The organism is Natronoarchaeum mannanilyticum (assembly GCF_039522665.1).
Classification (GTDB): domain Archaea; phylum Halobacteriota; class Halobacteria; order Halobacteriales; family Natronoarchaeaceae; genus Natronoarchaeum; species Natronoarchaeum mannanilyticum.
This window is the reverse complement of sequence record NZ_BAAADV010000007.1, coordinates 509,056-532,043: the sequence shown is the minus strand read 5'-3', so window position 1 is coordinate 532,043 and position 22,988 is coordinate 509,056. Positions and strand designations below refer to the sequence as shown.

The 22,988-nt window shown below is 68.8% G+C and carries 29 protein-coding genes; 16 read left to right on the top strand and 13 right to left on the bottom strand.

Annotation, left to right across the window (positions count from 1 at the left end):
• The first annotated feature begins 131 nt into the window (after positions 1 to 131).
• The 3 genes from coxB to ABDZ81_RS15760 all read left to right on the top strand — a co-directional run bounded on the left by coxB (position 132) and on the right by ABDZ81_RS15760 (position 2,162).
• Positions 132 to 881: a cytochrome c oxidase subunit II gene (gene coxB / locus ABDZ81_RS15770; protein WP_343775006.1), complete on the top strand. Its 750-nt coding sequence runs from the start codon at positions 132 to 134 to the stop codon at positions 879 to 881.
• A gap of 125 nt (positions 882 to 1,006) precedes the next feature.
• Complete coding sequence (locus ABDZ81_RS15765; RefSeq protein WP_343775005.1) at positions 1,007 to 1,858, top strand: cytochrome c oxidase subunit 3; 852 nt, start codon at positions 1,007 to 1,009, stop codon at positions 1,856 to 1,858.
• 34 nt (positions 1,859 to 1,892) lie between these two features.
• A complete protein-coding gene (locus ABDZ81_RS15760) occupies positions 1,893 to 2,162 on the top strand; it encodes a DUF7410 domain-containing protein (RefSeq protein WP_343775004.1) in 270 nt (89 codons plus the stop codon).
• 57 nt (positions 2,163 to 2,219) lie between these two features.
• Here the strand turns inward: ABDZ81_RS15760 and ABDZ81_RS15755 are convergent, their stop codons facing one another.
• Positions 2,220 to 3,236, bottom strand: a complete 1,017-nt coding sequence (locus tag ABDZ81_RS15755) for an alpha/beta fold hydrolase (RefSeq protein ID WP_343775002.1) — start codon at positions 3,234 to 3,236, stop codon at positions 2,220 to 2,222.
• 69 nt (positions 3,237 to 3,305) lie between these two features.
• The gene (locus tag ABDZ81_RS15750) at positions 3,306 to 3,653 is read right to left on the bottom strand and encodes a DUF7111 family protein (protein WP_425541918.1); all 348 of its coding nucleotides are present in this window, start codon (positions 3,651 to 3,653) and stop codon (positions 3,306 to 3,308) included.
• Positions 3,654 to 3,777: 124 nt separating this feature from the next.
• Here ABDZ81_RS15750 and ABDZ81_RS15745 point away from each other — a divergent pair, with 124 nt between their 5' ends.
• Positions 3,778 to 4,095 carry a PadR family transcriptional regulator gene (locus tag ABDZ81_RS15745; RefSeq protein WP_343775001.1) on the top strand — a complete coding sequence of 106 codons (318 nt, stop codon included), beginning with the start codon at positions 3,778 to 3,780 and terminating at the stop codon, positions 4,093 to 4,095.
• 3 nt (positions 4,096 to 4,098) lie between these two features.
• On the opposite strand, the gene ABDZ81_RS15740 is transcribed toward ABDZ81_RS15745, so the two are convergent.
• Positions 4,099 to 5,277 (bottom strand): acyl-CoA dehydrogenase family protein, encoded by a 1,179-nt coding sequence (locus ABDZ81_RS15740; RefSeq protein WP_343774999.1) that lies wholly within the window; start codon positions 5,275 to 5,277, stop codon positions 4,099 to 4,101.
• A 132-nt stretch (positions 5,278 to 5,409) separates the two neighbouring features.
• Here ABDZ81_RS15740 and ABDZ81_RS15735 point away from each other — a divergent pair, with 132 nt between their 5' ends.
• Together ABDZ81_RS15735 and ABDZ81_RS15730 are read left to right on the top strand one after the other, a co-directional pair.
• A complete protein-coding gene (locus ABDZ81_RS15735) occupies positions 5,410 to 6,576 on the top strand; it encodes a phytoene/squalene synthase family protein (protein ID WP_343774998.1) in 1,167 nt (388 codons plus the stop codon).
• Positions 6,577 to 6,646: 70 nt separating this feature from the next.
• Positions 6,647 to 7,105 carry a DUF7992 family protein gene (locus tag ABDZ81_RS15730; RefSeq protein ID WP_343774996.1) on the top strand — a complete coding sequence of 153 codons (459 nt, stop codon included), beginning with the start codon at positions 6,647 to 6,649 and terminating at the stop codon, positions 7,103 to 7,105.
• Between the two features lie 49 nt (positions 7,106 to 7,154).
• On the opposite strand, the gene ABDZ81_RS15725 is transcribed toward ABDZ81_RS15730, so the two are convergent.
• Together ABDZ81_RS15725 and ABDZ81_RS15720 are read right to left on the bottom strand one after the other, a co-directional pair.
• The gene (locus tag ABDZ81_RS15725; protein ID WP_343774994.1) at positions 7,155 to 7,880 is read right to left on the bottom strand and encodes a ThuA domain-containing protein; all 726 of its coding nucleotides are present in this window, start codon (positions 7,878 to 7,880) and stop codon (positions 7,155 to 7,157) included.
• 125 nt (positions 7,881 to 8,005) lie between these two features.
• Positions 8,006 to 8,218 carry a DUF7120 family protein gene (locus ABDZ81_RS15720; RefSeq protein WP_343774992.1) on the bottom strand — a complete coding sequence of 71 codons (213 nt, stop codon included), beginning with the start codon at positions 8,216 to 8,218 and terminating at the stop codon, positions 8,006 to 8,008.
• A gap of 115 nt (positions 8,219 to 8,333) precedes the next feature.
• On the opposite strand from ABDZ81_RS15720, the gene ABDZ81_RS15715 reads away from it, so the two are divergent.
• From ABDZ81_RS15715 to ABDZ81_RS15705, 3 genes are all read left to right on the top strand, one after another.
• Positions 8,334 to 9,116 carry a DUF2391 domain-containing protein gene (locus tag ABDZ81_RS15715; protein WP_343774990.1) on the top strand — a complete coding sequence of 261 codons (783 nt, stop codon included), beginning with the start codon at positions 8,334 to 8,336 and terminating at the stop codon, positions 9,114 to 9,116.
• Between the two features lie 96 nt (positions 9,117 to 9,212).
• Positions 9,213 to 9,485, top strand: coding sequence for a DUF5827 family protein (locus tag ABDZ81_RS15710; RefSeq protein WP_343774988.1), 273 nt, complete (start codon positions 9,213 to 9,215; stop codon positions 9,483 to 9,485).
• Positions 9,482 to 10,282: an ATPase gene (locus tag ABDZ81_RS15705; RefSeq protein ID WP_343774986.1), complete on the top strand. Its 801-nt coding sequence runs from the start codon at positions 9,482 to 9,484 to the stop codon at positions 10,280 to 10,282. Before ABDZ81_RS15710 ends, ABDZ81_RS15705 begins: the two co-directional genes overlap by 4 nt.
• Before the next feature lie 59 nt (positions 10,283 to 10,341).
• Here ABDZ81_RS15705 and ABDZ81_RS15700 read toward each other — a convergent pair whose 3' ends face one another.
• From ABDZ81_RS15700 to ABDZ81_RS15690, 3 genes are all read right to left on the bottom strand, one after another.
• On the bottom strand, positions 10,342 to 10,920 hold the full coding sequence (locus ABDZ81_RS15700; RefSeq protein ID WP_343774984.1) for an MBL fold metallo-hydrolase: 579 nt from the start codon (positions 10,918 to 10,920) through the stop codon (positions 10,342 to 10,344).
• Positions 10,921 to 10,992: 72 nt separating this feature from the next.
• The gene (locus ABDZ81_RS15695) at positions 10,993 to 11,355 is read right to left on the bottom strand and encodes a cupin domain-containing protein (protein ID WP_343774982.1); all 363 of its coding nucleotides are present in this window, start codon (positions 11,353 to 11,355) and stop codon (positions 10,993 to 10,995) included.
• Between the two features lie 62 nt (positions 11,356 to 11,417).
• Positions 11,418 to 13,637: a bacterio-opsin activator domain-containing protein gene (locus tag ABDZ81_RS15690; protein WP_343774980.1), complete on the bottom strand. Its 2,220-nt coding sequence runs from the start codon at positions 13,635 to 13,637 to the stop codon at positions 11,418 to 11,420.
• 221 nt (positions 13,638 to 13,858) lie between these two features.
• Here ABDZ81_RS15690 and ABDZ81_RS15685 point away from each other — a divergent pair, with 221 nt between their 5' ends.
• Both ABDZ81_RS15685 and ABDZ81_RS15680 read left to right on the top strand, forming a co-directional pair.
• Positions 13,859 to 14,194, top strand: coding sequence for a DUF7344 domain-containing protein (locus ABDZ81_RS15685; protein ID WP_343774979.1), 336 nt, complete (start codon positions 13,859 to 13,861; stop codon positions 14,192 to 14,194).
• A gap of 102 nt (positions 14,195 to 14,296) precedes the next feature.
• Positions 14,297 to 15,517, top strand: coding sequence for a helix-turn-helix transcriptional regulator (locus tag ABDZ81_RS15680; RefSeq protein WP_343774977.1), 1,221 nt, complete (start codon positions 14,297 to 14,299; stop codon positions 15,515 to 15,517).
• A 74-nt stretch (positions 15,518 to 15,591) separates the two neighbouring features.
• Here the strand turns inward: ABDZ81_RS15680 and ABDZ81_RS15675 are convergent, their stop codons facing one another.
• Both ABDZ81_RS15675 and cysK read right to left on the bottom strand, forming a co-directional pair.
• Positions 15,592 to 16,209: a PH domain-containing protein gene (locus ABDZ81_RS15675; RefSeq protein ID WP_343774975.1), complete on the bottom strand. Its 618-nt coding sequence runs from the start codon at positions 16,207 to 16,209 to the stop codon at positions 15,592 to 15,594.
• Positions 16,210 to 16,245: 36 nt separating this feature from the next.
• Positions 16,246 to 17,190: a cysteine synthase A gene (gene cysK / locus ABDZ81_RS15670; RefSeq protein WP_343774974.1), complete on the bottom strand. Its 945-nt coding sequence runs from the start codon at positions 17,188 to 17,190 to the stop codon at positions 16,246 to 16,248.
• A 137-nt stretch (positions 17,191 to 17,327) separates the two neighbouring features.
• Here cysK and ABDZ81_RS15665 point away from each other — a divergent pair, with 137 nt between their 5' ends.
• The 3 genes from ABDZ81_RS15665 (at position 17,328) to ABDZ81_RS15655 (ending at position 19,121) form a co-directional block, all read left to right on the top strand.
• Positions 17,328 to 17,918 carry an NADPH-dependent FMN reductase gene (locus tag ABDZ81_RS15665; RefSeq protein ID WP_343774972.1) on the top strand — a complete coding sequence of 197 codons (591 nt, stop codon included), beginning with the start codon at positions 17,328 to 17,330 and terminating at the stop codon, positions 17,916 to 17,918.
• Positions 17,919 to 17,993: 75 nt separating this feature from the next.
• Positions 17,994 to 18,686, top strand: a complete 693-nt coding sequence (locus ABDZ81_RS15660) for a LysE family translocator (RefSeq protein ID WP_343774970.1) — start codon at positions 17,994 to 17,996, stop codon at positions 18,684 to 18,686.
• Positions 18,687 to 18,728: 42 nt separating this feature from the next.
• A complete protein-coding gene (locus ABDZ81_RS15655) occupies positions 18,729 to 19,121 on the top strand; it encodes a DUF7577 domain-containing protein (RefSeq protein WP_343774968.1) in 393 nt (130 codons plus the stop codon).
• 27 nt (positions 19,122 to 19,148) lie between these two features.
• Here ABDZ81_RS15655 and ABDZ81_RS15650 read toward each other — a convergent pair whose 3' ends face one another.
• From ABDZ81_RS15650 to ABDZ81_RS15640, 3 genes are all read right to left on the bottom strand, one after another.
• Entirely contained in the window at positions 19,149 to 19,664 is a 516-nt protein-coding gene (locus ABDZ81_RS15650) for a DUF8173 domain-containing protein (protein ID WP_343774967.1), read from the bottom strand.
• A gap of 107 nt (positions 19,665 to 19,771) precedes the next feature.
• Complete coding sequence (locus ABDZ81_RS15645) at positions 19,772 to 20,182, bottom strand: HIT family protein (protein WP_343774966.1); 411 nt, start codon at positions 20,180 to 20,182, stop codon at positions 19,772 to 19,774.
• Positions 20,183 to 20,279: 97 nt separating this feature from the next.
• Entirely contained in the window at positions 20,280 to 20,960 is a 681-nt protein-coding gene (locus ABDZ81_RS15640; protein WP_343774965.1) for a glycerophosphodiester phosphodiesterase, read from the bottom strand.
• A gap of 133 nt (positions 20,961 to 21,093) precedes the next feature.
• On the opposite strand from ABDZ81_RS15640, the gene ABDZ81_RS15635 reads away from it, so the two are divergent.
• Positions 21,094 to 22,608, top strand: coding sequence for a glutamate-cysteine ligase family protein (locus tag ABDZ81_RS15635; protein ID WP_343774964.1), 1,515 nt, complete (start codon positions 21,094 to 21,096; stop codon positions 22,606 to 22,608).
• A 129-nt stretch (positions 22,609 to 22,737) separates the two neighbouring features.
• Positions 22,738 to 22,986: a hypothetical protein gene (locus ABDZ81_RS15630; RefSeq protein WP_343774963.1), complete on the top strand. Its 249-nt coding sequence runs from the start codon at positions 22,738 to 22,740 to the stop codon at positions 22,984 to 22,986.
• The last annotated feature ends 2 nt before the right edge of the window (positions 22,987 to 22,988 follow it).

Genomic DNA, 22,988 nt, shown 5'->3' with positions numbered 1-22,988 from the left:
GAAGTCGGGTCAAATGGGGGGTTCGCGGTCGCGGCCGCCGTTCGCCCGGCGCTTCCCGTCCGCGATCCGGACGCTTCCCGGTCGGAAAGTCAGCACATATTTAACCGAGAGTTCCAAAGCTTCGAGCACCAATGAAGAGAACGCGGAAGGCCCTGATCGCGCTGTCCGCGGCGACGCTGTTGCTCCTCGTTGCGGCGCCCGCGTCCGCCCAGGCTTCGGAGTCCGCCCGGATGATCCAGGAGCTCAACGACAAGCTGCTCGTCGTCGCCCTGCCCATCACCCTGCTGGTCGAAGGGATCCTCATCTACGCGGTCCTGAAGTTCAGGAACAACGACGACCCCCAGCCGACCCAGGAGAACCGCCGGCTGGAGATCACGTGGACGATCGCGACCGCGATCATCCTGCTGTTCGTCGGCTTCGCCGCCTTTCAGGTGATGGCCAGCCCGCAGATCAGCACCGTCGCCCCCGACGAACAGCCCGATCCCGAGGAGGACTTCGTCATCGACGTCACGGCGACGAACAGCTGGGCCTGGCAGTTCAACTACACCGGCGAGTACGAGGGCGTCCAGACCACCAACGAAGTGTACCTGCCCGAGGATCGGCAAGTGTACTTCCGGATCACCGCCGAGGACTGGCTCCACATGATGCACGTGCCCGAACTTGGCCTCAAGCAACAGGCCCGACCCGGAACGACATCTACGATCACGACCACGCCGACCGAAACCGGCCAGTTCCAGGGCTACTGTACGGAGTTCTGCGGCGTCGGTCACTCGACGATGCTGTTCACCGCTCACGTCCAGACCCAGGAGAACTTCGAGGAGGAGATGGCGAGTCGCATGGAGGAAAGCGGCGGCGGTAACGAGTCAGCCACCCTCCGGTAACTCACGTCGCTCTCTCTGCTAGCGGATTTTCGCTTTCTCGTCGGCTTTGATAGCGCTGCTCGCCTGCGGCGCGCTCCCGGGCGCGCTTGGATGGATTTTTGGTAGTCCAACTGCAACCCATCGGTATGACCGTAGCGGACGACACGTCGGACGACCACGGGCACCACCTCCCGGCCGTGCAGGACTTCCCGCGCGGGTTCGGCGAGGCGAGCTGGTGGCCCTTCATCACGGCGATCGGCGGATCGGGCTTCTACATCGGGGCCGCGCTGTACGTGCTGGCCCAGCGGGAGATCTTCGGGTCGACGACGCTGGGCGGCGGTATCTTCGTCGCCAGCACCGCGGTGTTCCTGCTCGGCCTGTACGGCTGGGTGTACCACGCCTTCGTCAGCGACTTCTGGAACCGCGAGGCCGACCACAAGCACGAGGCCAAGCTGCGCTGGGGGATGCTCACGTTCCTCGGGACCGAGATCGCCACGTTCGGCGCGCTGTTCGTCTACTACTTCTTCGTCCGCGTGGGCGGCTGGGAGAACATCGTGCTCCCCGAAGTGCTGGTGACGAATCTGGTGATCGCCAACACGATCCTGCTGATCGCCAGCAGCTTCACGATGCACTTCGCCCACGTCGCGCTGCTCAACGAGAACCGCAAGCGCTTCCTCGCGCTGCTCGGTACGACGCTCGCGCTGGGCGTGATCTTCCTCGGCGGGCAGGCCTACGAGTACTACGAGTTCCTCGTCCACATGGAGTACGGCGTCTTCGAAGGCGCGTACTCCAACGGGTTCTACGCGCTGACGGGCCTGCACGGTCTGCACGTCTCGCTGGGCGCGGTGCTGCTGGGTATCGTGTTCGGGCGCGCGCTGTTCGGACAGTACTCCTCGGAGCGCCACGTCTCGGTTAGCACCGTCTCGATGTACTGGCACTTCGTCGACGTCGTCTGGGTGTTCCTGGTCGTCGTCCTCTACGTCGGCGCGTCGATCTGACCGGCGCCGCCGAACCCCACTTGCGTCTTCATCCATGTCCGAACAGTCCCCCGTCGTGAACGTCCCCGACGACGCCTCCGCCCACCGATGTCCGTACTGCGATCGGGCGTTCCACGAGGAGCGCCACCGCACGCTCCACAAAGGGCTGGACCACCCCGACCGGATCGACGACGCCGAGCGCGAGGCGTTTCAGGATGCCTACCGCGGCGAGACCGACGACATCAAAGTGTTCCGAATGAAGGTGCTGGGCAGTCTGGTGGCGCTGTACTTCCTGCTCCTGTTCGCGTACATGGTGCTCGGGTAGCCGATTCTACCACCCGGCCCGTCTGAATACTCGAGTCGCTACGGCGTCCGCCCGCACTCACTTGAGCACGTCGTCCAGAAACCCGATCTGCGCCCCGGCGATGGCGTCGAGCCGCCGGTCGGCGGTGTAAAAGAGGTGGCCTGCCCCCTCGATCGTCAGGCGCTCGACCGGGACGCCCACGTCGCCGAGTGCACCCGCGAACCGCTCGGACTGCTCGAACGGGACGATCCTGTCGGCGGTGCCGTGACACAGCAGCGCCGGCGGGGCGTCGGCGTCGACGTGCGTGATCGGCGAGGCCTGCTCGTAGCGCTCGGGATGTGCCGAGCGCGACCCGCCCATGAACTGCCTGATCAGCGCGGCGTTCCCGTACCCCTCGGCGGTGAAGTCGTAGACGCCCGCGTTGCCGACGAACGCGTCGACCGACGGATCGGCGTCCGGGTAAAACCCCTCGGGCCGGACGGCGTCGAGATCGGGCGCCATCGCCGCCAGCCCCGCGAGGTGGCCGCCCGCGGAGTAGCCGGCCAGCGCGACGCGCGCGGGATCGACGCCGCGCTCGTCGGCCGTCGCGCGGACCCACCGCACCGCGCCGGCGACGTCCCGGACCGGCCCGGGGTACGTCGCCTCGTTGCTCAGCCGGTACTGGACGTCGACCGTGGCGTACCCGGCCGCGGCGAGCCGGCCGAACAGCGGGCGGAACCCCTTGTCGCCGAACCGCCACGCGCCGCCGTGAGCGTGGACGACGACCGGCGGCGTCTCGGCGTCGACGGGGCGATACACGTCGGCCCGGAGCGTGCGCTGTGGCGTCTTCCGGTACGGGACGTCTTTCTCGACCGTCCAGGCGTCTCCGTCGTCGCCGTCCTCACCGGCGTTCTCGCCCGCCGACTCGTCGGTCTCGTCGCGCGGCTCGGTGTCGGGGTCTCCCGTCGCGTTGTCCGGGCTATCTCCGTCGTCGCTCTCGTTCGACGGCGGCGAGGTCGACTGACAGCCCGCGAGCGCGGTCGAGGCGACCGCACCGATCCCCGCGAGCAGCGCTCGCCTGCCGTCCGAAGGGGCGTCGCCGTCGGGATCAGTCACGCGCGGACTTCGATCTGTTCCGAGAAATGGATTTTGATGTTACGGATGGTTGTGGAGAAATATCCTCGCCTACATCCCCATGTCGGCAGCGGCGTCTGGCACCGGCAGCGCGTTCGGTGCGACGCCGAGCAGTTCCGCGGCGTGGTCCAGCGCCATGTCGAACCCGTAGTAGCGTTCGAGTTCGTCGCCCGCCGGCGTCGGCCGCACCTTCAGCATGGCGTACCCCTCGACGTTCTGGGCGACGGCGGCCGTCCGGCCGTCGCGATCGAACGCGAGCACGCGCTCGCCGTCGGCGACGTGGTAGCGCGCCGCGATGCCGTTTGCCTCCGCGGCGTCCTCGGCGTCCTTGTCGGGTTTGGCGTCCGCGTCGTCTCCGGCGTCCGCTGCGCCCGCAGCGGCGTCGTCGGCGTCGGTCATGGACGGGCGTTGGAAGTCCCGATAGTCGTAGCTGTCGGTTTTCCGGTTCGTTGAGGGGTACCGATTACCGCGATTTGGCGCGCGAAGCGCAAGCTTTGATGCCGCGGCGCGCCGCCTCTCGCGCATGACGAAGTTCCTGCGAAGCGGGCGCCGACGCGACCTCTGCGTCCTGCTGGCCGGCGCGGGCGAGCTGTCGAGCCAGCAGCTCAAGACGCGTCTCGAAGCCCACTACGACGAGCGGATCGACCCAAAGAGCTTCTACGGCACCCTCGAATCGCTGGTCGACTCGGGGTTTCTGGAGGTCCGCACCGAGGGGCTGGCGGACCGCTACTCGCTCACCGAGGGCGGCCGGCGTCGGCTCGACGAGCACGTCGCGTGGATCGGCGAGCACGTCGGCGAGGTCGGAAGTGAAGACGACGCCAGCGCGGAGGAAGCGCGGTAGCTCTCAGCGGCCGTCGAGCACTCGGTCGCCGATCGTGTTGCGCAGGATCTCGCTGGTCCCCTCGTAGATCTCGTTGAGCTTCGCGTCGCGATAGTACCGTTCGACGGGGAAGTCCTTGGTGTAGCCGTAGCCGCCGTGGATCTGGATCCCTTCGTTGGCGACCTCGCGGGAAATCTCGGAGGAGTACAGCTTCGCCTGCGCGGCCTCCTTGACGTAGTCCTCGCCGCGGATCTTCCGGTCGGCCGCCTTGTGCATCAGCATGCGCGCGGCCTGGAGCTTCGTGTCCATGTCCGCGAGCTTGTGCTTGATCGACTGGAACTCGCCGATCGGCTGGTCGAACTGCTCGCGCTCGTTGGCGTACTCCGCGGCGGCGTCGAGCGCGGCCTGCGCGATGCCGACGCCGCGCGCGGCGATCGTGATCCGGCCGGCGTTGAGCGTCTTGAGCGCCTGGACGAACCCCGCGCCCTCCTCGCCGAGGCGTCGCTCAGCAGGAATGCGCATATCGTCGAAACGCAACTCGGCGGTGGGACAGCCCTTGTCGCCGAGCTTGTGCTCGGTGCCCTCGACGTGGAACCCCTCGTCCTCCTCGGGGCGGACGACGAACGAGGAGATCCCCTTGTTCCCGGCGTCCTCGTCGGTCTTGGCGAACAGGACGACGGTGTCGGCGACCGAACCGTTCGAGATCCAGAGCTTGCCGCCGTTCACGACGTACTCGTCGGGCTCCCCGTCGCTGGCCTCATCCTTTCCGCCCGCCGGCTCCGCGGTCGTGTCCATCGCGGGCACGTCGCTGCCGGCGCCGGGCTCCGAGAGCGCGAACGCGCCGATCTCGCGGCCTTCGTTGAGCGCCGTCAGATAGGTTTCCTTCTGGCCCTCGTCGCCGAACTCGTAGAGCATGTTACCCGCGAGGCTGGTGTGGGCCGCGACGATCGTTCCCAGCCCGCCGCTGCCGCGGCTGATCTCCGCGAGCGCGAGCGCGTAGCTGTGGTAGTCCAGCCCCGCGCCGCCGTACTCCTCGGGGAACGGCATCCCCATCAGCCCGAGCTCGCTCATCTCCTCGATCAGGTCGCGGGGAAACTCGTCTGTCTCGTCGATCTCGGCCGCGCGCGGGACGACCTCCTCGTCGACGAACTCGGCGACCGTGTCGCGGATCTGGCGCTGTTCCTGGCTGAGTCCGAACTCCATGTGCGTACCTTCGGGGCGCCCGACTTCACAGTTCCCATTACGAACATCAAAAACCGTGATGAACCTGCTCGCCGTGGCCGACCGATGCCTCAGACCTTTTTATTGTGGAACCCTAGAGACGATAGTACGAGCATGGCCGACGCCCAAATGGAGGCGACGTTCGACGAGGATCTGGCGTGGTGTTTCGACGCCGTCTCGGACGTCTCCCGGACGTTCGCGATCACGATCGACGCGCTCGAGGAGCCGATGGCTTCGCGGATCTGCGTGGGGTATCTCCTCTGTCGCGTCGCCGACACCGTCGAGGACGCCGGCCACATCCCGCCGGACGTCCAGCGCGAGTTGCTACAGCAGTACGACGAGGCGCTCTCCGGCGAGCGCGCCCTCGAGACGACAGCCGACGGGGGATCGGTCGACGTCGAAGGCGGGGCCGCGGCCGGGAGCGTCGATCCCGACGCCACGCCCCACCGCAGCGTCACACTTCCCGACGACGCGCCGATCCACCGGTTCCGGCGGAACGTCGACGAGTGGATCCCCGAGGATCCCGGCGAGGACGCCGACGACTGGCGCGTCGTCGCCGCGGCGCCCCGGATCGTCCGCACCTACGAGTCGCTCCCGCCGGCCGACCGCGAGGCGATCCGCGGCCCCGTGCGCGAACTCGTCGGCGGGATGGCCGAGTTCGTCGACCGCTACGCCGACGACGGCGGCCTGCGCATCGGCACGGTCGACGAACTGGAGGAGTACTGCTGGTACGCCGCCGGGACGGTCGGCGATCTCGTGACGAACCTGCTGGCCCGCGGCGTCGATTCCGAGCGCGAGGACGTACTGGAGGCGAACGCCCGGTCGTTCGCGCTCCTCTTGCAGCTGGTCAACGTCGCCAAGGACGTCACCGACGACTACCGCGAGGAGAACAACGTCTACCTCCCGGAAGCTTGGCTCTCCGAGGCCGGCGTCGAGCAGGACGCCGTCACCGACTCGCGCAACGTCGGCCCGGTCGCGTCGGTCGTCGAGCGCGTCACCGATCGGGCGTCGGGCTACCTCGACGACGCGCAGGTGTACCTCGAAGCCCTGCCCGAGCACCGCGGCAACACGCTCGCCGCGTGGGCGATCCCCTACCTGCTGGCGGTCGGAACGATCCGCGAACTCCGCGAGCGCCCCGAGGACGTGCTGCGCGAGGACGGCGTCAAGGTGCCGAAATCCGAGGTGCTGACGCTGATCGCGCAGTTCGAGCGCGGCGTCGAGAAGGCGGCGCTGGAGGACCTCCGCGAGCAGATGGAGCAGGCGCCGCTCCACCACCACTGACGGCGAGTGTGGACGCTCCGTCCATCGCTCGCAAGGAACCCTTTTCTCCCCATCACACTAACGTCTCGCCATGAGCCTCGACGTCGACCCGCCCGAGCCGCCGGAACTGGTCGAACAGGTGCCCGACGACTACGAGGGCGACCACCTCGAAGAGAACCCCGAGTACCACCGCGACGACCTCGAAGCCTTTCTGCGGGAGGGCGCCTGGGCGGAGGCGTTCGACCAGTGGGGCGCGCACACCGATCTCGACGAGGAGGAGTACGCCATCGCGCGCGACCTCGAACTGTTCCGCTCGTTCGATTTCTTCTGGGACGACTTCGCGGATCGGGTCGGCTACAGCGCGCCCGGCATCCCCGAGGACTGGCGCGAGCGCGAGTACCACCCCGAACTCGACTCGTGGGGCACCGTCTCGGGGATCAACGCGGCGATGACCGAGTTCGGACAGATCGTCTCGGACGTGTTAGAGGAGGAGTACGTCGACTGGGACGCCGACTACGAGGCGCCCGACGACCTGCCCGACTTCGACTGAGCGCAGCGGCGTGGCGTCGCGGCGGGACGCCGATCCCGCCGCGGCGTCGTTACTCCTCGCCGATCGGCTCGGCCGCCTCGACGTTCGAGAAGTTCGGCTCGACGCCGTCGGTCGGCGTCGCCCACTCGATCGCGTTGTCGATCACCGTGATGATCTCCTCTTGCTCGTAGATCGGGTACTCCTCGTGGCCCGGTCGGAAGTAGAAGATCCGGCCGCTCCCGCGGCGGTAGCAACAGCCCGAGCGGAACACCTCGCCGCCCTCGAACCAGCTGACGAACACCAGCGCGTCGGGCTGGGGAATGTCGAACCGCTCGCCGTACATCTCTGCCTCGGGAACGACGATCTGCTCGTCGATCCCCTCCGCGATCGGGTGGCCCGGCTCGACGGTCCAGAGGCGTTCGCGCTCGCCGGCCTCGCGCCACTTGAGCGAGCAGCTCGTGCCCATCAGGCGTTTGAACGGCTTCGAGTAGTGCGCCGAGTGCAGCGGGAGAAAGCCCATCCCGTCCCGAACTTCCTCGACCACTCGGTCGACGATCTCGTCGCTCACCTCGTCGTGCGCGAGGTGGCCCCACCACAGCAGCACGTCGGTCTCGTCGAGGACGTCACGGGAGAGTCCGTGCTCGTCGTCCTCGTCGAGCGTCGCGGTGCGAACGTCGTGGCCGCGCTCCTCCAGAGCGTCGGCCAGCGCGGCGTGGATCCCCTCGGGGTAGAGTTCGGCGACGTTGTCGTCCTCTCGCTCGTGGCGGTACTCGTTCCAAACAGTGACGCGAACCATGTGTCGGCGTCAACGCCGACCGTGAAAGGCACAACGCTTCCGCGGCGCGGCGGGCGCGGGGGCCGGGACGGCCGGGGAGTCGTCGCTGCGGGGCGGACGTTCGGCGTCGGTCGCGAAACGAGAGATTAGAAGACGTACTCGTCGTCGTGGCCCATCATCCCGTCGTCCTCGAACCCCTGGTCCTCGTCGTCCATCGGGCCGCTGGTCTTGTAGGCTTTCAGCCCCGTCGAGAGCAGTTCTTCGATCGCCTCCTCGCGATCGACGAACTCGTCCTCCTCGACCATCTGCGCGATCTGCATCTCCAGGTGCTCCGGAACGTTGACATTAGTTTTCGGCATCTGACAGTGGGGCTTTGCCCGAGCCATATATAAGGCTGACGGGGCTGTGCGTCGACCCCGCATCCCTCGGCTCGCGGGCGCAAACGCTTTGTCCGGCGGGTCGCTGTCCTTGCGCATGGACAGCCAGCGGGACGGCGACGCCGGGCCGGAAAGTGGGGGCGGTTCGGGGTCGGCGAACGGCGGCGACGACGCCGGGCGCGGGAGCGGCGATGCCGACGAACGCCCCGCCTCGGCGTCGGCACCGGACGGGGGTCGCGTCGCCCGCTCCGGAGGCGGTGACAGCGACGATATCCCCGAGAATCCCGACGTCGCGGATCTGCTCGACGAGCTCGAGGCGCTCCGGCGGACGGTCGACGATCCCGAGGAGCACGAACAGCTCTCCCGAACCGTGCGGATGGCCCACCGGATTCCGGGCAGCGCGACGTTCGGGCGGACCATCGACAAGTACACCTCCCAGGACGTCGCCGAGACGTTCGTCGGGAGCCTCCTCATCTCGATGCCGATGCTCATCGAAGACGCTTCGGAGGTCGGCGCGTTCTTCGCGACGCGTCCGATCTTCTTCGTCGGCAACCTCGCGTTCGTCACCGTTATGACGATCGGCTTGCTGTACTGGGCGGACCTTCAAGAGGTGCTCATCACCAACCCGATCTTCGGCGTCGTGCCGCGACGGCTGGCCGGCGTCCTGACGGTCGCGTTCGTCACCGCGGCGGGAACGATGACGCTGTGGGGTCGGGTCGACTGGGTCGACCCCTGGCAGACGCTGTGTCAGGTGTCGGTGATCTGGTCGGTCGCGGCGATCGGCGGGGCGCTGGGCGACATCCTGCCGGGCGAGAGCAAGGGGACCGACCTCTCGCTCGACGAGTTCTCCTTTGATGACCTCCCGTTCGACAACAGATAGGGAGCGAGCGTTCGGCGACGGACGGCCGCCGGCCCCCGATTCCAGTCCGACGCCGAAATCGGGCCTTTTACCGATCGGTCGCTCCTACGCTCGTCCATGCCAGTCTCGAAAGACGAGTTCGACCAGCTCCACCCCTGCGATTTCTACACGCCCGAAGAGCTGCTCGACTCCGGTCAGATGTACACCGTCTACGAGATCGCGCGGATGCTCCAGGAGCTCGACCCCGACGCCGAGATCGACGCCGAAACCGAGTCGATCTTGCTCGACTGGGCGATCCCGTGGGTCATCTCGAACGCCGACGAGCTCGTCGTCGCGGACCCGCGCGACGACGACGAACCGGGCTACTACGGGCTCGCGACCGAGGAATGAAGCTGCTGGTCGCCGGCGGCGATCGCGTCGACGCCGGCAAGACGACGTTCTCGACCGGGCTGCTGGCCCGAACTGACGCCGTCGGGTTCAAGCCCCGGGCCGGCAACGACTACTGGTTCGACAACGACGACTACCGGCGCGCCGTCGCGGACGGCCGGCTGTACGGGAAAGACGCCAAGCGCCTGGCCGCGGCAAGCGCGGCCGACGTCGAACCGGAGGAGATCAACCCAGTACACCGGCTCTGGCGGCCCGCGCCCGGGTCCGGGACCGGGCTCATCGGAGCGGGTCGGCGCCAGTTCGTGCTCGACCGCGTCGCCGACTCCTTCGTCGTCAACGCCGACGCCGACGTGCCCGCGTCGGCGCGCGAGTCGCTCGCGCTCGCGGACGCGCCCCGCGTCGCGACGGTCGACGAGCTGAACGAGGAGACGCGCCGACGCCACCTGCCGGCGTTCGAGGCCCTCGCCGAACGGATCGACCGCCGCGAGCGCGCGGTGATCGAGTCCTACGGCGACATTGCCCGACCGCTGCAGGATCTCGAGGTCGACGCCGTCGCGGTCGTCGAACCGGCTCGGATGCGCGCGTACGACGGCGAGCGCTACCTGCGCGCCTGCGAGGTCGCGAGCCGGAGCGCCCGCGACGGCCGGCTGGAGCGGCGCGTCGAGGACGTCGTCGAGCAGCTCGACCCGGTCGCCCGCGTGGAGCTGCCGGCGCTGCCCGACGAGCGCCGGTCCGATCCGGACGCCGTGGCCGAGGCGTACGAGGAAGCCTACGACGACCTGCTCGCGATCGTCGACTGACGCCCGAGGCGGCCGCTTACGCCGATGCCGCGGCGCCGCCGAGCGTTCCTACTCTACCCTCAGCGCTGGCGCGCCATCTCGCCGGCCAGCTCGACGTGCGAGTACGGTTCGTTCTCGATACTCGGCCCGTGTCCCGCGTGGAGCGCCCGCAGATCTGGTCCGACGCGCTCGCGCACGCGGTCGATGCTCCGGATCAGCGCCTCGCGGTCGCCCTCGTCGAGGTCGGTGCGGCCGAACCCGCCGTTCTGGAAGATCAGATCGCCCGCGAAGAGGATGCCGGGGTCGGCGGCGTACAGACACAGGTGGTCGTCCTTGTGGCCCGGCGTGTGCAGCGCGACGTACTCGTGATCGCCGAGCCGGATCGTCTCCTCGTCGCCGAGTTCCCGCTCGACGCCCTGCTGCTCGACGTCGAAGCCGTAGACCGGCGCGTCGAACGCCGCCACCGCGTCCGAGAGGTTCCCCACGTGGTCGGGGTGGGTGTGGGTCAGGACGACGGCGTCGAGCGCGTCCGTTCGGTCGCGGATCGCCGAGACGACGTCGAACCCCGCTCCGGCGTCGACGAGAACCGTGCGCTCGCCGTCGACGAGGAACGCGTTGCTCGTGAACGACTGGACGCCCTGCGCGACGTTGCTGATCATGCGACGCAGTTCTCGCCGTGGTGCTTTGGCCCTGTCGGATCCGCGGGTCGGTCAACCGTCGCCGCGTTGCCCTCAGGGCGTCGAGGTGGCGCCTTCGTCGGTCGGCGCGCTGACCAGCACCAGCCGCGCGGTCTCCTCCGAGCGGTTGTGGATCTGGCGCCGCTCTTCGGGGTCGATCCGGAGCGCCTCGTGCTCGTCGAGCGTCACGGTGTCGGGGCCGACGTCGACCTCGACCCGACCCTCGGTGACGTAGTAGATCTCCTCCTGGCCGTCCTCGCCGTGGTCGTGCTCCTTGCCGCTCCGATCGGGTTCCAGTTCCAGCACCGTGAACCCGAGGTTCTCGGTGCCGAGCGGGTCGCGCATGAACCACATGCCGCCCTTCTCGCCGTCGATCGCCGATCCGACGTGGCCGGGTGCGGTCGTTTCGTACCCCATGTATCACCGTTCCCGGCCGACGCCCATCAAAGGTTGGGCGACGCTCGGTCGTAGGGCGGCGCTCAGTCGTCGGTCGGCGCCGTGTCGCCCAACAGCGACGCGAACACCTTCCGCTCGGCGGCACGGACGTGCTGGTGAAACGTCGGCGCCGCGATGCCGAGTGACTCTGCCATCTCTTCGCCCGAGTTCTCCCGGGGCCACTCGAAAAAGCCCGCGTAGAGGGCCGCCTCGAGAGCCGCCCGCTGTCGATCGGTCAGTTCCTCGGTGAGGACGTCCCGGATCCCGCCGGTCGCATGGTCGTCTCGGCTGATCTGCCGACGCGTGACGAACTCGGCGTTCGGATACGCTTCGCGAACGGTGTCGATGACCTGCCTGACGTCCACGCCGGGCGAGAGGTGGATCGTCATGTAGTAGTCGCCGTCTTCGATGACGGCCTCGTCGACGCGTCCGCCGAGCGACGCGACCGTCGTGAGCACCGGCGGTTCGTCGAGCGTCAGTTCGAACGACTCCCGCTCGTCACCCCGGAACGACACCGCCTCCCAGTGGGGGAGCGCTTCGACCAGTCGCTCGACGGATTCGTCGGCACCGTCGATCGAGGTGCCGTAGACCAGGTACCGGTCGTCCGAGATCGGCACCGTTTTGTCGAGCGTGACCCGCCCGTTCGACTCGCCGTCGATCCCGAGCGCCTCGAAGACGTCCCTGATGCGGAACTCCACCTCCACGAGTTCATTCCCGAGTAGCGCCCGCTTGCGCTCGACGGCGGCGATCGCGTGGCCGATCACTTCCCCGAGCTGGTGGAGCACCCGACGCACCTCGTCTCCGAAGGCGCCCGGCTGGTCCGCGTAGACGCCCAGCAGGCCGTAGGTCGAGCCCTCGTGTGTGATGGGGACGGCGGCGGCCGATCGGTACCCGTACTCGCGCGCGACGTCGCGCCACGGCTCGAACGTCGGATCCTCGAGCGCGTCGTCGACGACCTGGATTTCGTGCGTCTGGACCGCCCGTCCGGCCGGCCCCTGCCCGGTCGGGTCCTCCGGGTCCACCGAGATCGAGACGCCGTCGAGGTAGCCGTCGACGCCGACCTCTACGTGGGGTTCGATGGACTGGGTTGACGGATCGACGCCGGCGATCCACGCGAACTCGTAGGAGTCCGACGACGCGAGTGACTCGCAGACGACTCGTTCGATCTCTTCGCGGGTGGACTGGTCGACGACGGCCTCGGTGATGTCGAGCGCCACCGCGTCGAGCTCGTTGAGCGCCTCCAGTCGGTCGCGTTGCTGTTGGAGTTCGCGCTCCCGTTCTTTCCGATCGGTGATATCCCGGACGACGCCGCAGCGACCCTCCCCGTCGCCGAACGGGAGCGGCCTGAATCGGGTCTCCACGGGGACCGGATCGCCGTCGTCCGTCACCAGGTTGTACTCCATCGTCGCGACGTCGCGCTCGCCGCTGCTGACCCTCGAGGCCGCTTCGGCGGCGCGCTCTGCTAGCTCGTCGCGCTCGAAGACGATGCGAGCGTGCTCGCCCATCAGCTCCTCCCGATCCATACCGATCATCTCGCAGAGCGCTTCGTTGGCCAACACGAACCGGGCGTCGTCGTCGAGCGCGTAGACGCCGTCGTCGACCGTCTCGACGATCCGCTCGTACTGTTCGAGCTCCCGCTCGCGTCGCTTCTGTTCGGTGATGTCCCGGAAGTACACCGAGAGCCCGCTTTCGGAGGGGTACACGTTCGCTTCGAGCCAGAACGAGAGCCTCCCGGAGTAGGTCTCGAAGCTCGTCGGCTCCTGAGATTTCAGACACTCGCGGAACTGGTCGGTCAGTTCGGTTCCGGGAAACGCGTCGGCGACCCGAGTGCCGATCAGTTCCTCGGAACTGCGTTCGAGGAGCTCCTCGGCCTGCTCGTTGACGTAGGTGAACCGCAACTCGTCGTCGAGCGCGTAGAACGCGTCGTCGATTCGCTCGAAGACGTCGTCGAGTTCGCGCCGGAGTTCGTCCCGCTGATGCTGGAGCCGTTGCTCCTGATCCTTACGATCAAGCAGGTCCGGAGCCCCCGTCGTTTGGCCGTCGTCACCGATTGACTGCCGGGACCGCCACCATACTCGCGCCCGAGCGCCGATCTTTTTGCTCTCAAGCTCCCCGTCCTCCGCGAGTCGCTGCAGGCGGTCGTACGCCGTGCGGCGCGTACACTCTATCACGTCCGCGATCTCGCTCGCCGTCACCGGCTCGCCGAGCGCTCCGACTCGTTCGACGGCGTCGAGCGTCCGCCGTAGTTTCTCCCCGCTGGTCATAGTCCGGCATACGGCATCTCTACACAAGGGAGTTTCCGTTGAGGGAATCCGTCACGTCGCATTCGCCGGCGAGTGCGCGTCGTATCTCTCAGACCGACGGCCGATTCGATCCGTGGCCGCGGCGGACTGCCCCGATACCGCGACTACTACCTAACATATTAGAAGAACGGGTTACACCGATCCGGGTTCTTTGACACTGCATACGATTGGGATTCCAAACTATGAGCGACTCATCACTGCACTCCGCGGCCGATACGTCCGAACGCCGTCGTACGTCTTCCCGAAATCATCTCCGTGCGATCACCAGCGAGCGTCGGCGGGTCACGCTGTCGGTCCTCGCCGACGCGTCGACGCCGATCGACGCCAGGACCGTCGCCCGACGCGTCGCGGATCGCGAAGAGACCGGGGGCGTCACGACCGATCGCATCGAAGAGACCCACGTCTCGCTCCACCACATTCACCTCCCGGCGCTCGCGGACGTCGGCCTGGCGGCGTACGACGCGGAACGGGGCATCGTCGACGACGCGGTCGAGGACGTCGAATCGCTTCCCGTGTAACCCGGATCGGCGTTGCGGAACGGAATCTTTTCGATCGTCGGCCCGTCGGGGTACCACGAGGTCGCAAGGCCTTTTGTACCGCCCATCGACCACTAGGACAGGATGAACGGATCGCTGGGTGTCGGTCTCGCGACGGGTATCTTCCTGGTGGCGGCGCTGTTCGCCGGGATTCCGGCCGTCGACGCGGGACCGATCGACCGGGCGACGTCGCACGGCGGCGCGCCGCTGTCGGAATCGACAGCGGACGTTCAGAACGACGCTCCGGGCGAATTCTCACAGCAGTCCGAAGAGACCGACCAGTTCGACAGCGTCGAGTTCCGGATCACGGTCCACGAGAACGGCACCGCCGTCTGGACGTTCAGTTACGAGCGCCGTCTCGCCAACGCGTCCGAGCGCGAGCAGTTCGAGGCGTTCGCCGAGGAGTTCCGGACCAACGAGAGCCACTCGCTGTACGAGGGGTTCCGGGGGCAAGCGACCGCGCTCGTCGACGCCGGTTCGGCGGCGACCGATCGCGAGATGAACGCCAGTGCGTTCCGCAGGGACGCCCGAGTTCAGGAGGAGCGACTCAACCAACCCGGCGTGGTCACCATGTCGTTCCACTGGTCGAACTTCGCCCGGGAGGACGGGAAGCGGTTGGTCGTCGGCGACGTGTTCGAGGGCGGCCTCTACGTCGGCGAGGACCAGTCGCTCGTGTTAGAACGCGGCGACGGCGTCGTCTTCACCGAGGCGCTCCCGAGCGAGGGGCGGACGATCGCGGCCGATAACCTCACGACGAGCGACACCGTCACCTGGGTGGGTCCGACGGAGTTCACCGACAACAGGCCGCGCGCGGTGTTCGCGCCGCCGGACGTCGCGGGGCCGGCCGACGACACCGCGACCAAGCCCGCCAGCGGCGACAGCGACCCGTGGATGATGATTGCGGGCGTCGTCGTCCTGTTGCTGGGCGTCGGGAGCGCGGTCGCCTGGCGCCGCGACGGCGGCGTCCTCCCGAGGTCCGGGGCGCCGACGACCGACGAAGCGACCGCGGACCCGACTTCGACGGTCACCGAAGCGCCCGACGAGGGCGACGGCGGCGTCTCCGAGGAGGAGCTACTGACCGACGAGGACCGGGTGACCGCCCTGCTCGAGGAAAACGGCGGGCGCATGAAGCAGGTCAACATCGTCGAGGAGACCGGCTGGTCGAAGTCGAAGGTCAGCATGCTGCTCTCGGACATGGAGGAGGAGGGGCAGATATCGAAGCTCCGGGTCGGCCGCGAGAACATCATCAGCCTCGACGGGCACGAGCCCGAGGCCGCCGGCTCGCCGTTCGAGAACGACGAGTAGAACCGATTCGAGCGACCGCGCTCGGCCGCCACTGCTCGCGCCGCGGCATTCGGACGCCGCTCGCGCCGCGGCGGTCAGACGCCGCCGCGCTCCCGGGGCGGCCTCGCGGTCTGCTCGCTCAACAGCTCCGTCAGCACGTTTTTCACGCGTTCGGGCCTCGGGACGCTCTCGAAGACGACGTCTTCGGTCCCCGTCCCGGCGGTGTAGATCCGCACGTCGCCGTAGCCCAGCAGCCGTTCGACCGTCGTCTGGTCGTAGGCGGTGTTCTGCACGCGATCGAGCCGGACCTGCCGGACGTCCCGCGAGACGAAACCGCGCTTGACGTACAGCTCCTCGTCGGTGAGCACGTACACCAGCCGCAGCCAGTCGACGTACGTCCAGACGGCGACGCCGATGCCGACCAGCGCGACGGCGAGCGGCGCGTACGCGATCGGCCACGGCAGCGAGCCGCCGACCCGTTCCAGAATGATCTCGAAGGCGCCGCCCAGAAGCACGATCACTCCCGCGAGCGCCAGCGACGGAGCGAGCGTGAACCGCGAGGGGCGGCCGACCCACTGTACCGATTCCTCGTCGGTCAGGTGGAGCCAGTCCGCGCTCTCGATCCGCTCGTCGCGCATCGCCGTTCGCGACGTCATGGGTTCGGCGGCCGCCGCGTCGTCGGTGATCGATCGGTCCGGGGCACGTGCTGACATCCGCGAACGCTAACTTAGGCGTTTGCGCGAATCCTCTCACACCGCGTCGAACAGGTCAGTCGAGAGGTAGCGCTCGCCGGTGTCCGGAAGTACCGCGACGACCGACTCGTCAGGGTGCTCGCGGGCGTACTCCGCGCCCGCCGCCACCGCTGCGCCCGAAGAGATGCCGACGAGTAGCCCTTCCTCGCGCCCGAGCGCTCGCGCGGCTTCTTTGGCGTCGTCGCCTTCGACGGCGCGGACCTCGTCGACGAGGTCGGTCCGGAGCACCTCGGGGACGAACCCCGGGCCGATCCCCTGGATGTCGTGGCTCGCCGAACTCAGCTCCGACAGCGTCGGCGACGCCGCGGGTTCGACGGCGACCGAGGTGAGCGCCTCGCCGCGCTCCTCCTTGATGTACTCCGAGACGCCGGTGATCGTCCCGCCCGTCCCGACGCCCGCGACGACGGCGTCGACGTCGCCGTCGGTCGCGCGCCAGATTTCCGGCCCCGTCGTCCGACGGTGTGCCCGCCGGTTGGCCTCGTTCTCGAACTGCCGGGCCAGCACGGCGTCCGCTCGCTCGTCGGCGATCGCCTCGGCGCGCCGGTTGGCGCCGCCCATTCCCTCGTCGGCCGGCGTCAGTTCCAGGTCCGCGCCGAGGCCGGACAGCAGCGCGCGGCGCTCCTCGGACATCGACTCGGGCATCGTCAGCACGCAGTCGTACCCGCGAGCCGCGCTCACCGCGGCCAACCCGATTCCCGTGTTCCCGCTGGTCGACTCGACGACGACGCCCCCCGGCCCGAGGTCGCCCGACTCCTCGGCGGCGTCGAGCATCTCGCGGGCGATCCGATCTTTCACGGAGTAGGGGTTGCTCGCCTCGACCTTCCCGTAGAGATTCTCGGCGACAGAGTCCAGGCGGAGCAGCGGCGTCCCGCCGATCAGTTCGTCGACGCTCTCGGCGACCGCTTCGTCCGACCGCTCGTCGGCTGGTTCGACGTGCGACATCACCGAGTCTACGGGTCCGGCGGCGGTAAGCGTCGGTCCGTCGTATGAGGGGTCTTGAGTGTCGGTGCGGCTTCGGCGTCCGTACCGCCGCTCGCAGAGCCCTTTTGATCCCGCGGGACCTACTTCCGGACACCGAAATGGACCGATTCCCGCGCGTCGTCGCGCTCTGCGGCAGCTTACGCGACGACAGCAAGACGCGAATCGCGCTCCGGGCGGCGCTGGCGTCGGCCCGAGCGGCCGGCGCGGAGACCGAACTGCTCGACCTCCGCGAGTACGATCTGCCGGCGTACGACCCCGACGCGTCCGAACCCGAGGACGCCGCGGCGCTGGCCCGCGCCGTCGAGCGCGCCGACGCCGTGCTGATCGGAACGCCGAACTACCACGGATCGTACTCGGGACCGCTGAAGAACGCGCTCGACTACTGCGGGCGCGACGAGTTCGGCGGGACTACCGTGGGCCTGCTGGAGGTCGCCGGCGGGGAGTTCCCCACCGCGCCGCTCGACCACCTCCGGTCGGTCTGCCGGACGCTGAACGCCTGGACGCTGCCGACGGAGGTCGCGATCCCCAGCTCGCGCTCGACGTTCGAGGACGGCGAGATCGCCGACGAGCGGATCGCCGAGCGCGTCGCGACGCTGGGCGAGCGCGCAGTCGACTTTGCCGGCGTCGAGGACTACCCGGACCTGGTCGAGAGCCGCCGGGACGCCGTCGCCGGGACGGGCGACGACTAGGAGGACCGACCGACGACTAGCCGGGTCGCGCCGCCTTCGTCGGATTTTTCACCGCCTCCTCCCACTGTTGTTCCGATGCCGTCGCTCGCACTGTCGGCCGCGGTCGGTGCCGTGTTCGGCCTCGTGCTGGCCGCGCCGCCGGGCCCCATGAACGCGATCATCGCCGAGGAGAGCGTGCTCCGTGGCTGGCCCGCCGGGTTTCGGGCCGGCCTGGGCGCGATGCTGGCCGACGCGCTGTTTTTCGCGCTGGCGTTCGTCGGCGCGGTCGCCGTCGTCGATCGCACGCCGTGGCTTCGATCCGCGCTCTACCTGCTCGGCGGGGCGCTGATGCTGTACTTCGCGGTCGGCGCGCTGCGTGACGCCGACGCCGCCCGGTCGTTCAGCGCCGACGGCGGCGTTCCGGTCGACGCAGACTCGAAGGGGTTCCGAAAGGCGTTCGTGCTGGCGCTGACGAACCCCTACCAGATCGCGTTCTGGCTCACGGCCGGCGTCGGCCTGATCGAACCCGGGCGGCTCGACGTGCTCGCCCACGCCCCGGCCGTCGGCGACGCGCTGGCGGGGTCGCTCGTCGTCGAGACGGGCAGCCCGGCGCTGCTGGTCGGCTTCTTTGCGGGGATCGGGCTCTGGATCGTCGGCTTCCCCGCCGCGCTCGTCGCGACCGGGCGTCGCGTCGACGCCGCCGCGCCCGCGGTGGCGGCGCTCAGCGGCGTCGTCCTCGCGGGGTTCGGCGGGGCCTTCCTCTGGATCGGGACGACCGGGCTGGCCTGATCGCGCCGTCAGAAGTTTCTACGCGCTCCGGCTAGTTGGCGTATGCTAAGTACGGGCGCCGCGCCGCCCGCCGTGCAGCTCGCGATCACGCTGCTGCTGTGTGTCGTGCCGACGCTGGCGCTCTTTGGATTACTTCGACTGCTGGAGTGGCTTCGCGACGACGACCTCGTCGAGCGAGTCGCCGCCGAGACGGACGAACCGGTCGAGCCGGCCGCCATCGACGCGTTCCTCGCGAAAGGCGCGAGCGACGGATCGAGCGGCGAGTCGGGGTTCGATCGACGGCTCGACGCCGACGACCGGCCGGACGCCGGGTCGGCCGCGACCGCCGGAGCAGCCGGCGAGTCGACCGACGAGACGGAAGTTCGCTGTCGGCACTGCGGCGCGCCGAACCCCGATGGTGTGCGCTACTGCGAGGAGTGCGTCGGCAGAATCTGAGCGCGACGGCCGGCCGCCGCTATCGTGCTATTCGAGCCACCGGCGCACGACCGCGCCGAACCCGGCGGCGCCGATACACAGCGCCACGAGGCCGCCGACGCCGGTCAGCACCAGCGCGCCGTTGATTCCGGCGCCGACGGCCAGCGGGACGAGCCGGTTCTCCTGATCGTCGACGAGTCGATCCCCGATCGCGAGAAACGCGATCGCCGAGCCGACCGCCCAGAGAACGTACGCGACGAGTACGAGAAAGAACGCGACGGGGATGCCCACCAGCGAGATGACCAGCAGGAACGTCGCACAGGCGACCGCAACGAGCCCGAGCAGCCCGTAGAGGAACGACCCCACGAGATCGTCTACGAATGACGCCGCGGTTCGGTCGACGTACTCCGGTCGGACCGCGAGCGCGACGGCGCCGAACACGAGCGTCGTGAGGAACGCGGTCACCGCGCCGCCGAGCACGCCGCCGATCGGATTTTCCAGTGCGATATCCACGGACTGTAACGCGACGGGCTCGACCGCGCCGGCGCCGAGAGCTGCGAGCATGGCGGAGAGACATATCGAGTGGACAAAAGGTGTTCGCTCGCCGCGCAGTCGAGCGTGCCGACGGCGTCGCGAGCACGCGCCGGGTTGCTCAACTCGGCTGTCCGAACTCAGAACTGCGCGCGAATCACCGCTGCGACGCGTTCGGCCTCCCGCTTCGAGAGCTCCCGTCGCGGCAGCGAGACGTGTACTCCGTCGTCGGACTTGCGGGGCACGACGTGGACGTGGGCGTGCTGGACGTTCCCGACGAGCGATCCCGAGGAGTGGAACACGCTGAACCCGTCGGGATCGAACGCGTCGTCGAGCGCCCGCGAAACCGTCTGGACGGTGTCGAACACGGCGGACGCCGTCGCTCCGTCGCCTCCGAGCACGTCCTCGCGGTGGTCCTTCGGAATCACGAGCGCGTGGCCCTCGACCGCCGGGTTCTCGTCGAGGAACGCGACCGTCCGCTCGTCCTCGTACAGGACGTGGGCCTCGTCCTCGCCGCTGACGATGCGACAGAACGCGCAGTCGTCGACCATACTGGTGCAGGCGCGCGGACCACGAAAAGTGTATCCCAAGTGACGATCGAACCCGGGCGAGATCGACCAGTGTCGCCGCGGCGGCGACGAGGCGACCTCAAATTCGCCCTTCGAGCCACTCGCAGACGCCGGGGTTGGTCGCGACGACGCCGTCGACGCCGCGGCGTCGGACCGCCCAGGCGACCGGGCGCGCGCCAACGGGCCACGCGTACACGTCGAGCCCCCGCTCGTGGGCCCGCGAGACGATATCCGTCGCCAGGCAGAGCGACCAGTGGACGTTCGCGAGCTCGCAGCCGATCAGCTCCGTCGTCGTCAGGTGCCGATCGAGGCGCACGTCGAAGTTGTACGAGAGCGCCGCATCCGCGTCGGCCGCTCTCGCCTCCCAGATTGCGTCGGAGTAAAAGGAGGTGACGACCACCTCGTTGTCGGCGTCGGCCGCGACGTCGAGCGCGGCGTCCGCCAGCCCCGGCTCCTTGAGGTCGAGTTCGACCGTCACGTCGTCCGGTACTACTTCGAAAACGCGTTCGAGCCGCGGGATCCCCCAGTCCGACCCCTCAACCGACATCGATTCGAGTTCGTCGGCCGAGTGATCCGCGACGCGCCCGCCGCTGTCCGTGATCAGTCGGAGCCGCCCGTAGTGGCTCGCGACCAGGTCGTCCGACCCCGACCGGCGAACGTCGACTTCGACGCCGTCGGCTACGGCCGCGGCGCTCTCGAACGCGCGAACCGTATTCTGCGGATACCGATGTCCGAACCCCCTGTGTGCGATCAGCTGCACGTCTAACGGTAGGTCGTCGCGACGGAAAATCGTACGCGTCAGGGCCCCCGCTCGACCGGCCGGTGCCGTCGACGAACGGCGCGGCGGTCCGCCCGACCACAGGTCTATGCCGGAGGGCTGCCAATCCCCGGTAATGACGGAGTTTGCGGCACTCGTCGAGCGGTCGTTGCGCGGCGACGCGCTGGCGGAGTTCGAGCGGCGCGTCGACGACCAGGCGGGTCGACTCGCCGCCGACCTGCGCGCGGGTCGGCTCGACAGCCCCGGCTTCGGCCTCGGGCTCGAACTGGAAGCCTACGCCGTCGACGATCGCGGCCGGCTCGCGCGCGTGCCCGACGAGGTCTTCGAGGGGCCCTGCGACCGGGAGCTCGGGCTGCACAACGCCGAGTTCAACACCGCGGCCGAGCCGTTCGACGACGACGGGATCGCCGCGCAGGCGGCCCAGCTCGAACGGAACGTCCGGACGGCGCGGGCGGCCGCCGGCGACGCCGGGCTGGAGTTCGTCCTCGACGCGATGTGGACCGAGCCGCCCGAGGAGGGCTCTCACGACTACCTCTCGGCCGTCGAGAATCGCGGCGGCGTCACCGTCGCCGAGAACATGACCCTCTCGCCGCGGTACTGCGCGATCGACAACCACATCCTGCGACGCGCCGGCGGGTCGGTGTCGATCTCGGTGCCGGGCGCCGACTGTTCGTTCCCGACGATCCTGGTCGAGTCGCTGACCAGCTCGATCCAGCCCCACGTTCAGGTCCCCGACGCGGCGTCGTTCCCCGACTATCACGCCGCGGCGATCCGGACGCTCGGGCCGGTGCTCGCGCTGGCGACGAACTCGCCGCTGCTCCCGACCGATCTGTACGATTTCGACGACCCGCACCGGCTGCTCGACGAGACGCACCACGAGCTTCGCGTCCCGGTCTTCGAGCAGTCGATCGACGACGCCTGGGAGAAGGTGCGCGTCCCCGACGATCTGGCCTCGGCGACGGACGTTCTCGACGCGCTGGTCGCGGATCCGACCTGCGCGCCGTTCCTCCGCGAGTGGGTCGCCGACGGCTCTCGCGAGACGTTCGAGGACCGCTTCTGGGAACTCGACCACAAGCGGGGCACCTTCTGGCGGTGGGTGCGCGCGGTCACCGGCGGCCAGCCCGTCGGCGAGGGTGACCGGCAGTCGATCCGCATCGAGTACCGGCCGCTGCCCACCCAGCCGACGGTCGCCGACAACGTCGGCCTGCTCTGTCTCGTCGCCGGCCTCCTCCGCGGGCTCGTCGCGACCGACCACCCGATCGCGACGCTCGACCGGGACGCCGCGGAGCGGAGCTTCTACGCCGCCGTCGAAGACGGGCTCGACGCCGATCTCGCGTGGGTCACGGCCGACGGCGACCGGACGTCGGACTCGGCGGTGATCTACGACGAGATTTTCTCGCTCGCCCGGCGCGGCCTCCGCGAGCAGGGCGTCGAGTCCGACACGATCGAGACGTACCTCGATCCGATCGAGGCGCGGTGGACGGACCGAACGGCACCGAGTCGCTGGAAGCTCGCGCGCGTCCGGGAGGGACTGGACGACGGGCTCGCTTTCGAAGACGCCGTCGCGGAGATGCAAACCGAGTACGTCCGGCGCTCGGCTGCCGACGAGCCGTTCGGGGACTGGCGTTGATTCCGGCCGCCGTCCGACCGGTGTCGAATCAGACTGCCGACAGTAGAGCTCATGTGCGCGTCGGCGTCGTTCGAGCGTCTGACGCCCGTTCGACGTATCTTTATTGGGTCGTCGCCTCTCGACTGTGATATGAACGCGCTCGCGGCCGTCGTCGTCTCGCTCGTGCTGGGGCCGCTCACAGTGTTGTCGTTCCTGATCGATCCGTCCGGCTTTCTCGCCCGGAACGGCCTGCTGTCGATCTGCTACTTGGCGGCGGCGTCGCTGGGGACGGTCCTGCACGTCGCCTTCGCCGTCCGGGTCGTATCGGCCGTCAACCGCCGCGTCCGCTCGTCCGGCCGGGACGCCGGAACGCGGCCGGGCGTCGGGTCGGGCGAGTGAGC

What these genes read in the sequence shown, in the direction of transcription:
- ABDZ81_RS15735 (WP_343774998.1), top strand. Translation starts at nt 5,410, where the DNA reads ATGGCCGACGCCCAAATGGAGGCGACGTTCGACGAGGATCTGGCGTGG.
- ABDZ81_RS15665 (WP_343774972.1), top strand. Translation starts at nt 17,328, where the DNA reads ATGGACCGATTCCCGCGCGTCGTCGCGCTCTGCGGCAGCTTACGCGAC.
- ABDZ81_RS15695 (WP_343774982.1), bottom strand. Translation starts at nt 11,355, where the DNA reads ATGGGGTACGAAACGACCGCACCCGGCCACGTCGGATCGGCGATCGAC.
- ABDZ81_RS15705 (WP_343774986.1), top strand. Translation starts at nt 9,482, where the DNA reads ATGAAGCTGCTGGTCGCCGGCGGCGATCGCGTCGACGCCGGCAAGACG.
- coxB (WP_343775006.1), top strand. Translation starts at nt 132, where the DNA reads ATGAAGAGAACGCGGAAGGCCCTGATCGCGCTGTCCGCGGCGACGCTG.
- ABDZ81_RS15740 (WP_343774999.1), bottom strand. Translation starts at nt 5,277, where the DNA reads ATGGAGTTCGGACTCAGCCAGGAACAGCGCCAGATCCGCGACACGGTC.
- ABDZ81_RS15700 (WP_343774984.1), bottom strand. Translation starts at nt 10,920, where the DNA reads ATGATCAGCAACGTCGCGCAGGGCGTCCAGTCGTTCACGAGCAACGCG.
- ABDZ81_RS15690 (WP_343774980.1), bottom strand. Translation starts at nt 13,637, where the DNA reads ATGACCAGCGGGGAGAAACTACGGCGGACGCTCGACGCCGTCGAACGA.
- ABDZ81_RS15645 (WP_343774966.1), bottom strand. Translation starts at nt 20,182, where the DNA reads ATGGTCGACGACTGCGCGTTCTGTCGCATCGTCAGCGGCGAGGACGAG.
- ABDZ81_RS15675 (WP_343774975.1), bottom strand. Translation starts at nt 16,209, where the DNA reads ATGTCAGCACGTGCCCCGGACCGATCGATCACCGACGACGCGGCGGCC.
- ABDZ81_RS15630 (WP_343774963.1), top strand. Translation starts at nt 22,738, where the DNA reads ATGAACGCGCTCGCGGCCGTCGTCGTCTCGCTCGTGCTGGGGCCGCTC.
- ABDZ81_RS15710 (WP_343774988.1), top strand. Translation starts at nt 9,213, where the DNA reads ATGCCAGTCTCGAAAGACGAGTTCGACCAGCTCCACCCCTGCGATTTC.
- ABDZ81_RS15655 (WP_343774968.1), top strand. Translation starts at nt 18,729, where the DNA reads ATGCTAAGTACGGGCGCCGCGCCGCCCGCCGTGCAGCTCGCGATCACG.
- ABDZ81_RS15715 (WP_343774990.1), top strand. Translation starts at nt 8,334, where the DNA reads ATGGACAGCCAGCGGGACGGCGACGCCGGGCCGGAAAGTGGGGGCGGT.
- ABDZ81_RS15685 (WP_343774979.1), top strand. Translation starts at nt 13,859, where the DNA reads ATGAGCGACTCATCACTGCACTCCGCGGCCGATACGTCCGAACGCCGT.
- ABDZ81_RS15635 (WP_343774964.1), top strand. Translation starts at nt 21,094, where the DNA reads ATGACGGAGTTTGCGGCACTCGTCGAGCGGTCGTTGCGCGGCGACGCG.
- ABDZ81_RS15730 (WP_343774996.1), top strand. Translation starts at nt 6,647, where the DNA reads ATGAGCCTCGACGTCGACCCGCCCGAGCCGCCGGAACTGGTCGAACAG.
- cysK (WP_343774974.1), bottom strand. Translation starts at nt 17,190, where the DNA reads ATGTCGCACGTCGAACCAGCCGACGAGCGGTCGGACGAAGCGGTCGCC.
- ABDZ81_RS15750 (WP_425541918.1), bottom strand. Translation starts at nt 3,653, where the DNA reads ATGACCGACGCCGACGACGCCGCTGCGGGCGCAGCGGACGCCGGAGAC.
- ABDZ81_RS15725 (WP_343774994.1), bottom strand. Translation starts at nt 7,880, where the DNA reads ATGGTTCGCGTCACTGTTTGGAACGAGTACCGCCACGAGCGAGAGGAC.
- ABDZ81_RS15650 (WP_343774967.1), bottom strand. Translation starts at nt 19,664, where the DNA reads ATGCTCGCAGCTCTCGGCGCCGGCGCGGTCGAGCCCGTCGCGTTACAG.
- ABDZ81_RS15765 (WP_343775005.1), top strand. Translation starts at nt 1,007, where the DNA reads ATGACCGTAGCGGACGACACGTCGGACGACCACGGGCACCACCTCCCG.
- ABDZ81_RS15745 (WP_343775001.1), top strand. Translation starts at nt 3,778, where the DNA reads ATGACGAAGTTCCTGCGAAGCGGGCGCCGACGCGACCTCTGCGTCCTG.
- ABDZ81_RS15680 (WP_343774977.1), top strand. Translation starts at nt 14,297, where the DNA reads ATGAACGGATCGCTGGGTGTCGGTCTCGCGACGGGTATCTTCCTGGTG.
- ABDZ81_RS15760 (WP_343775004.1), top strand. Translation starts at nt 1,893, where the DNA reads ATGTCCGAACAGTCCCCCGTCGTGAACGTCCCCGACGACGCCTCCGCC.
- ABDZ81_RS15660 (WP_343774970.1), top strand. Translation starts at nt 17,994, where the DNA reads ATGCCGTCGCTCGCACTGTCGGCCGCGGTCGGTGCCGTGTTCGGCCTC.
- ABDZ81_RS15720 (WP_343774992.1), bottom strand. Translation starts at nt 8,218, where the DNA reads ATGCCGAAAACTAATGTCAACGTTCCGGAGCACCTGGAGATGCAGATC.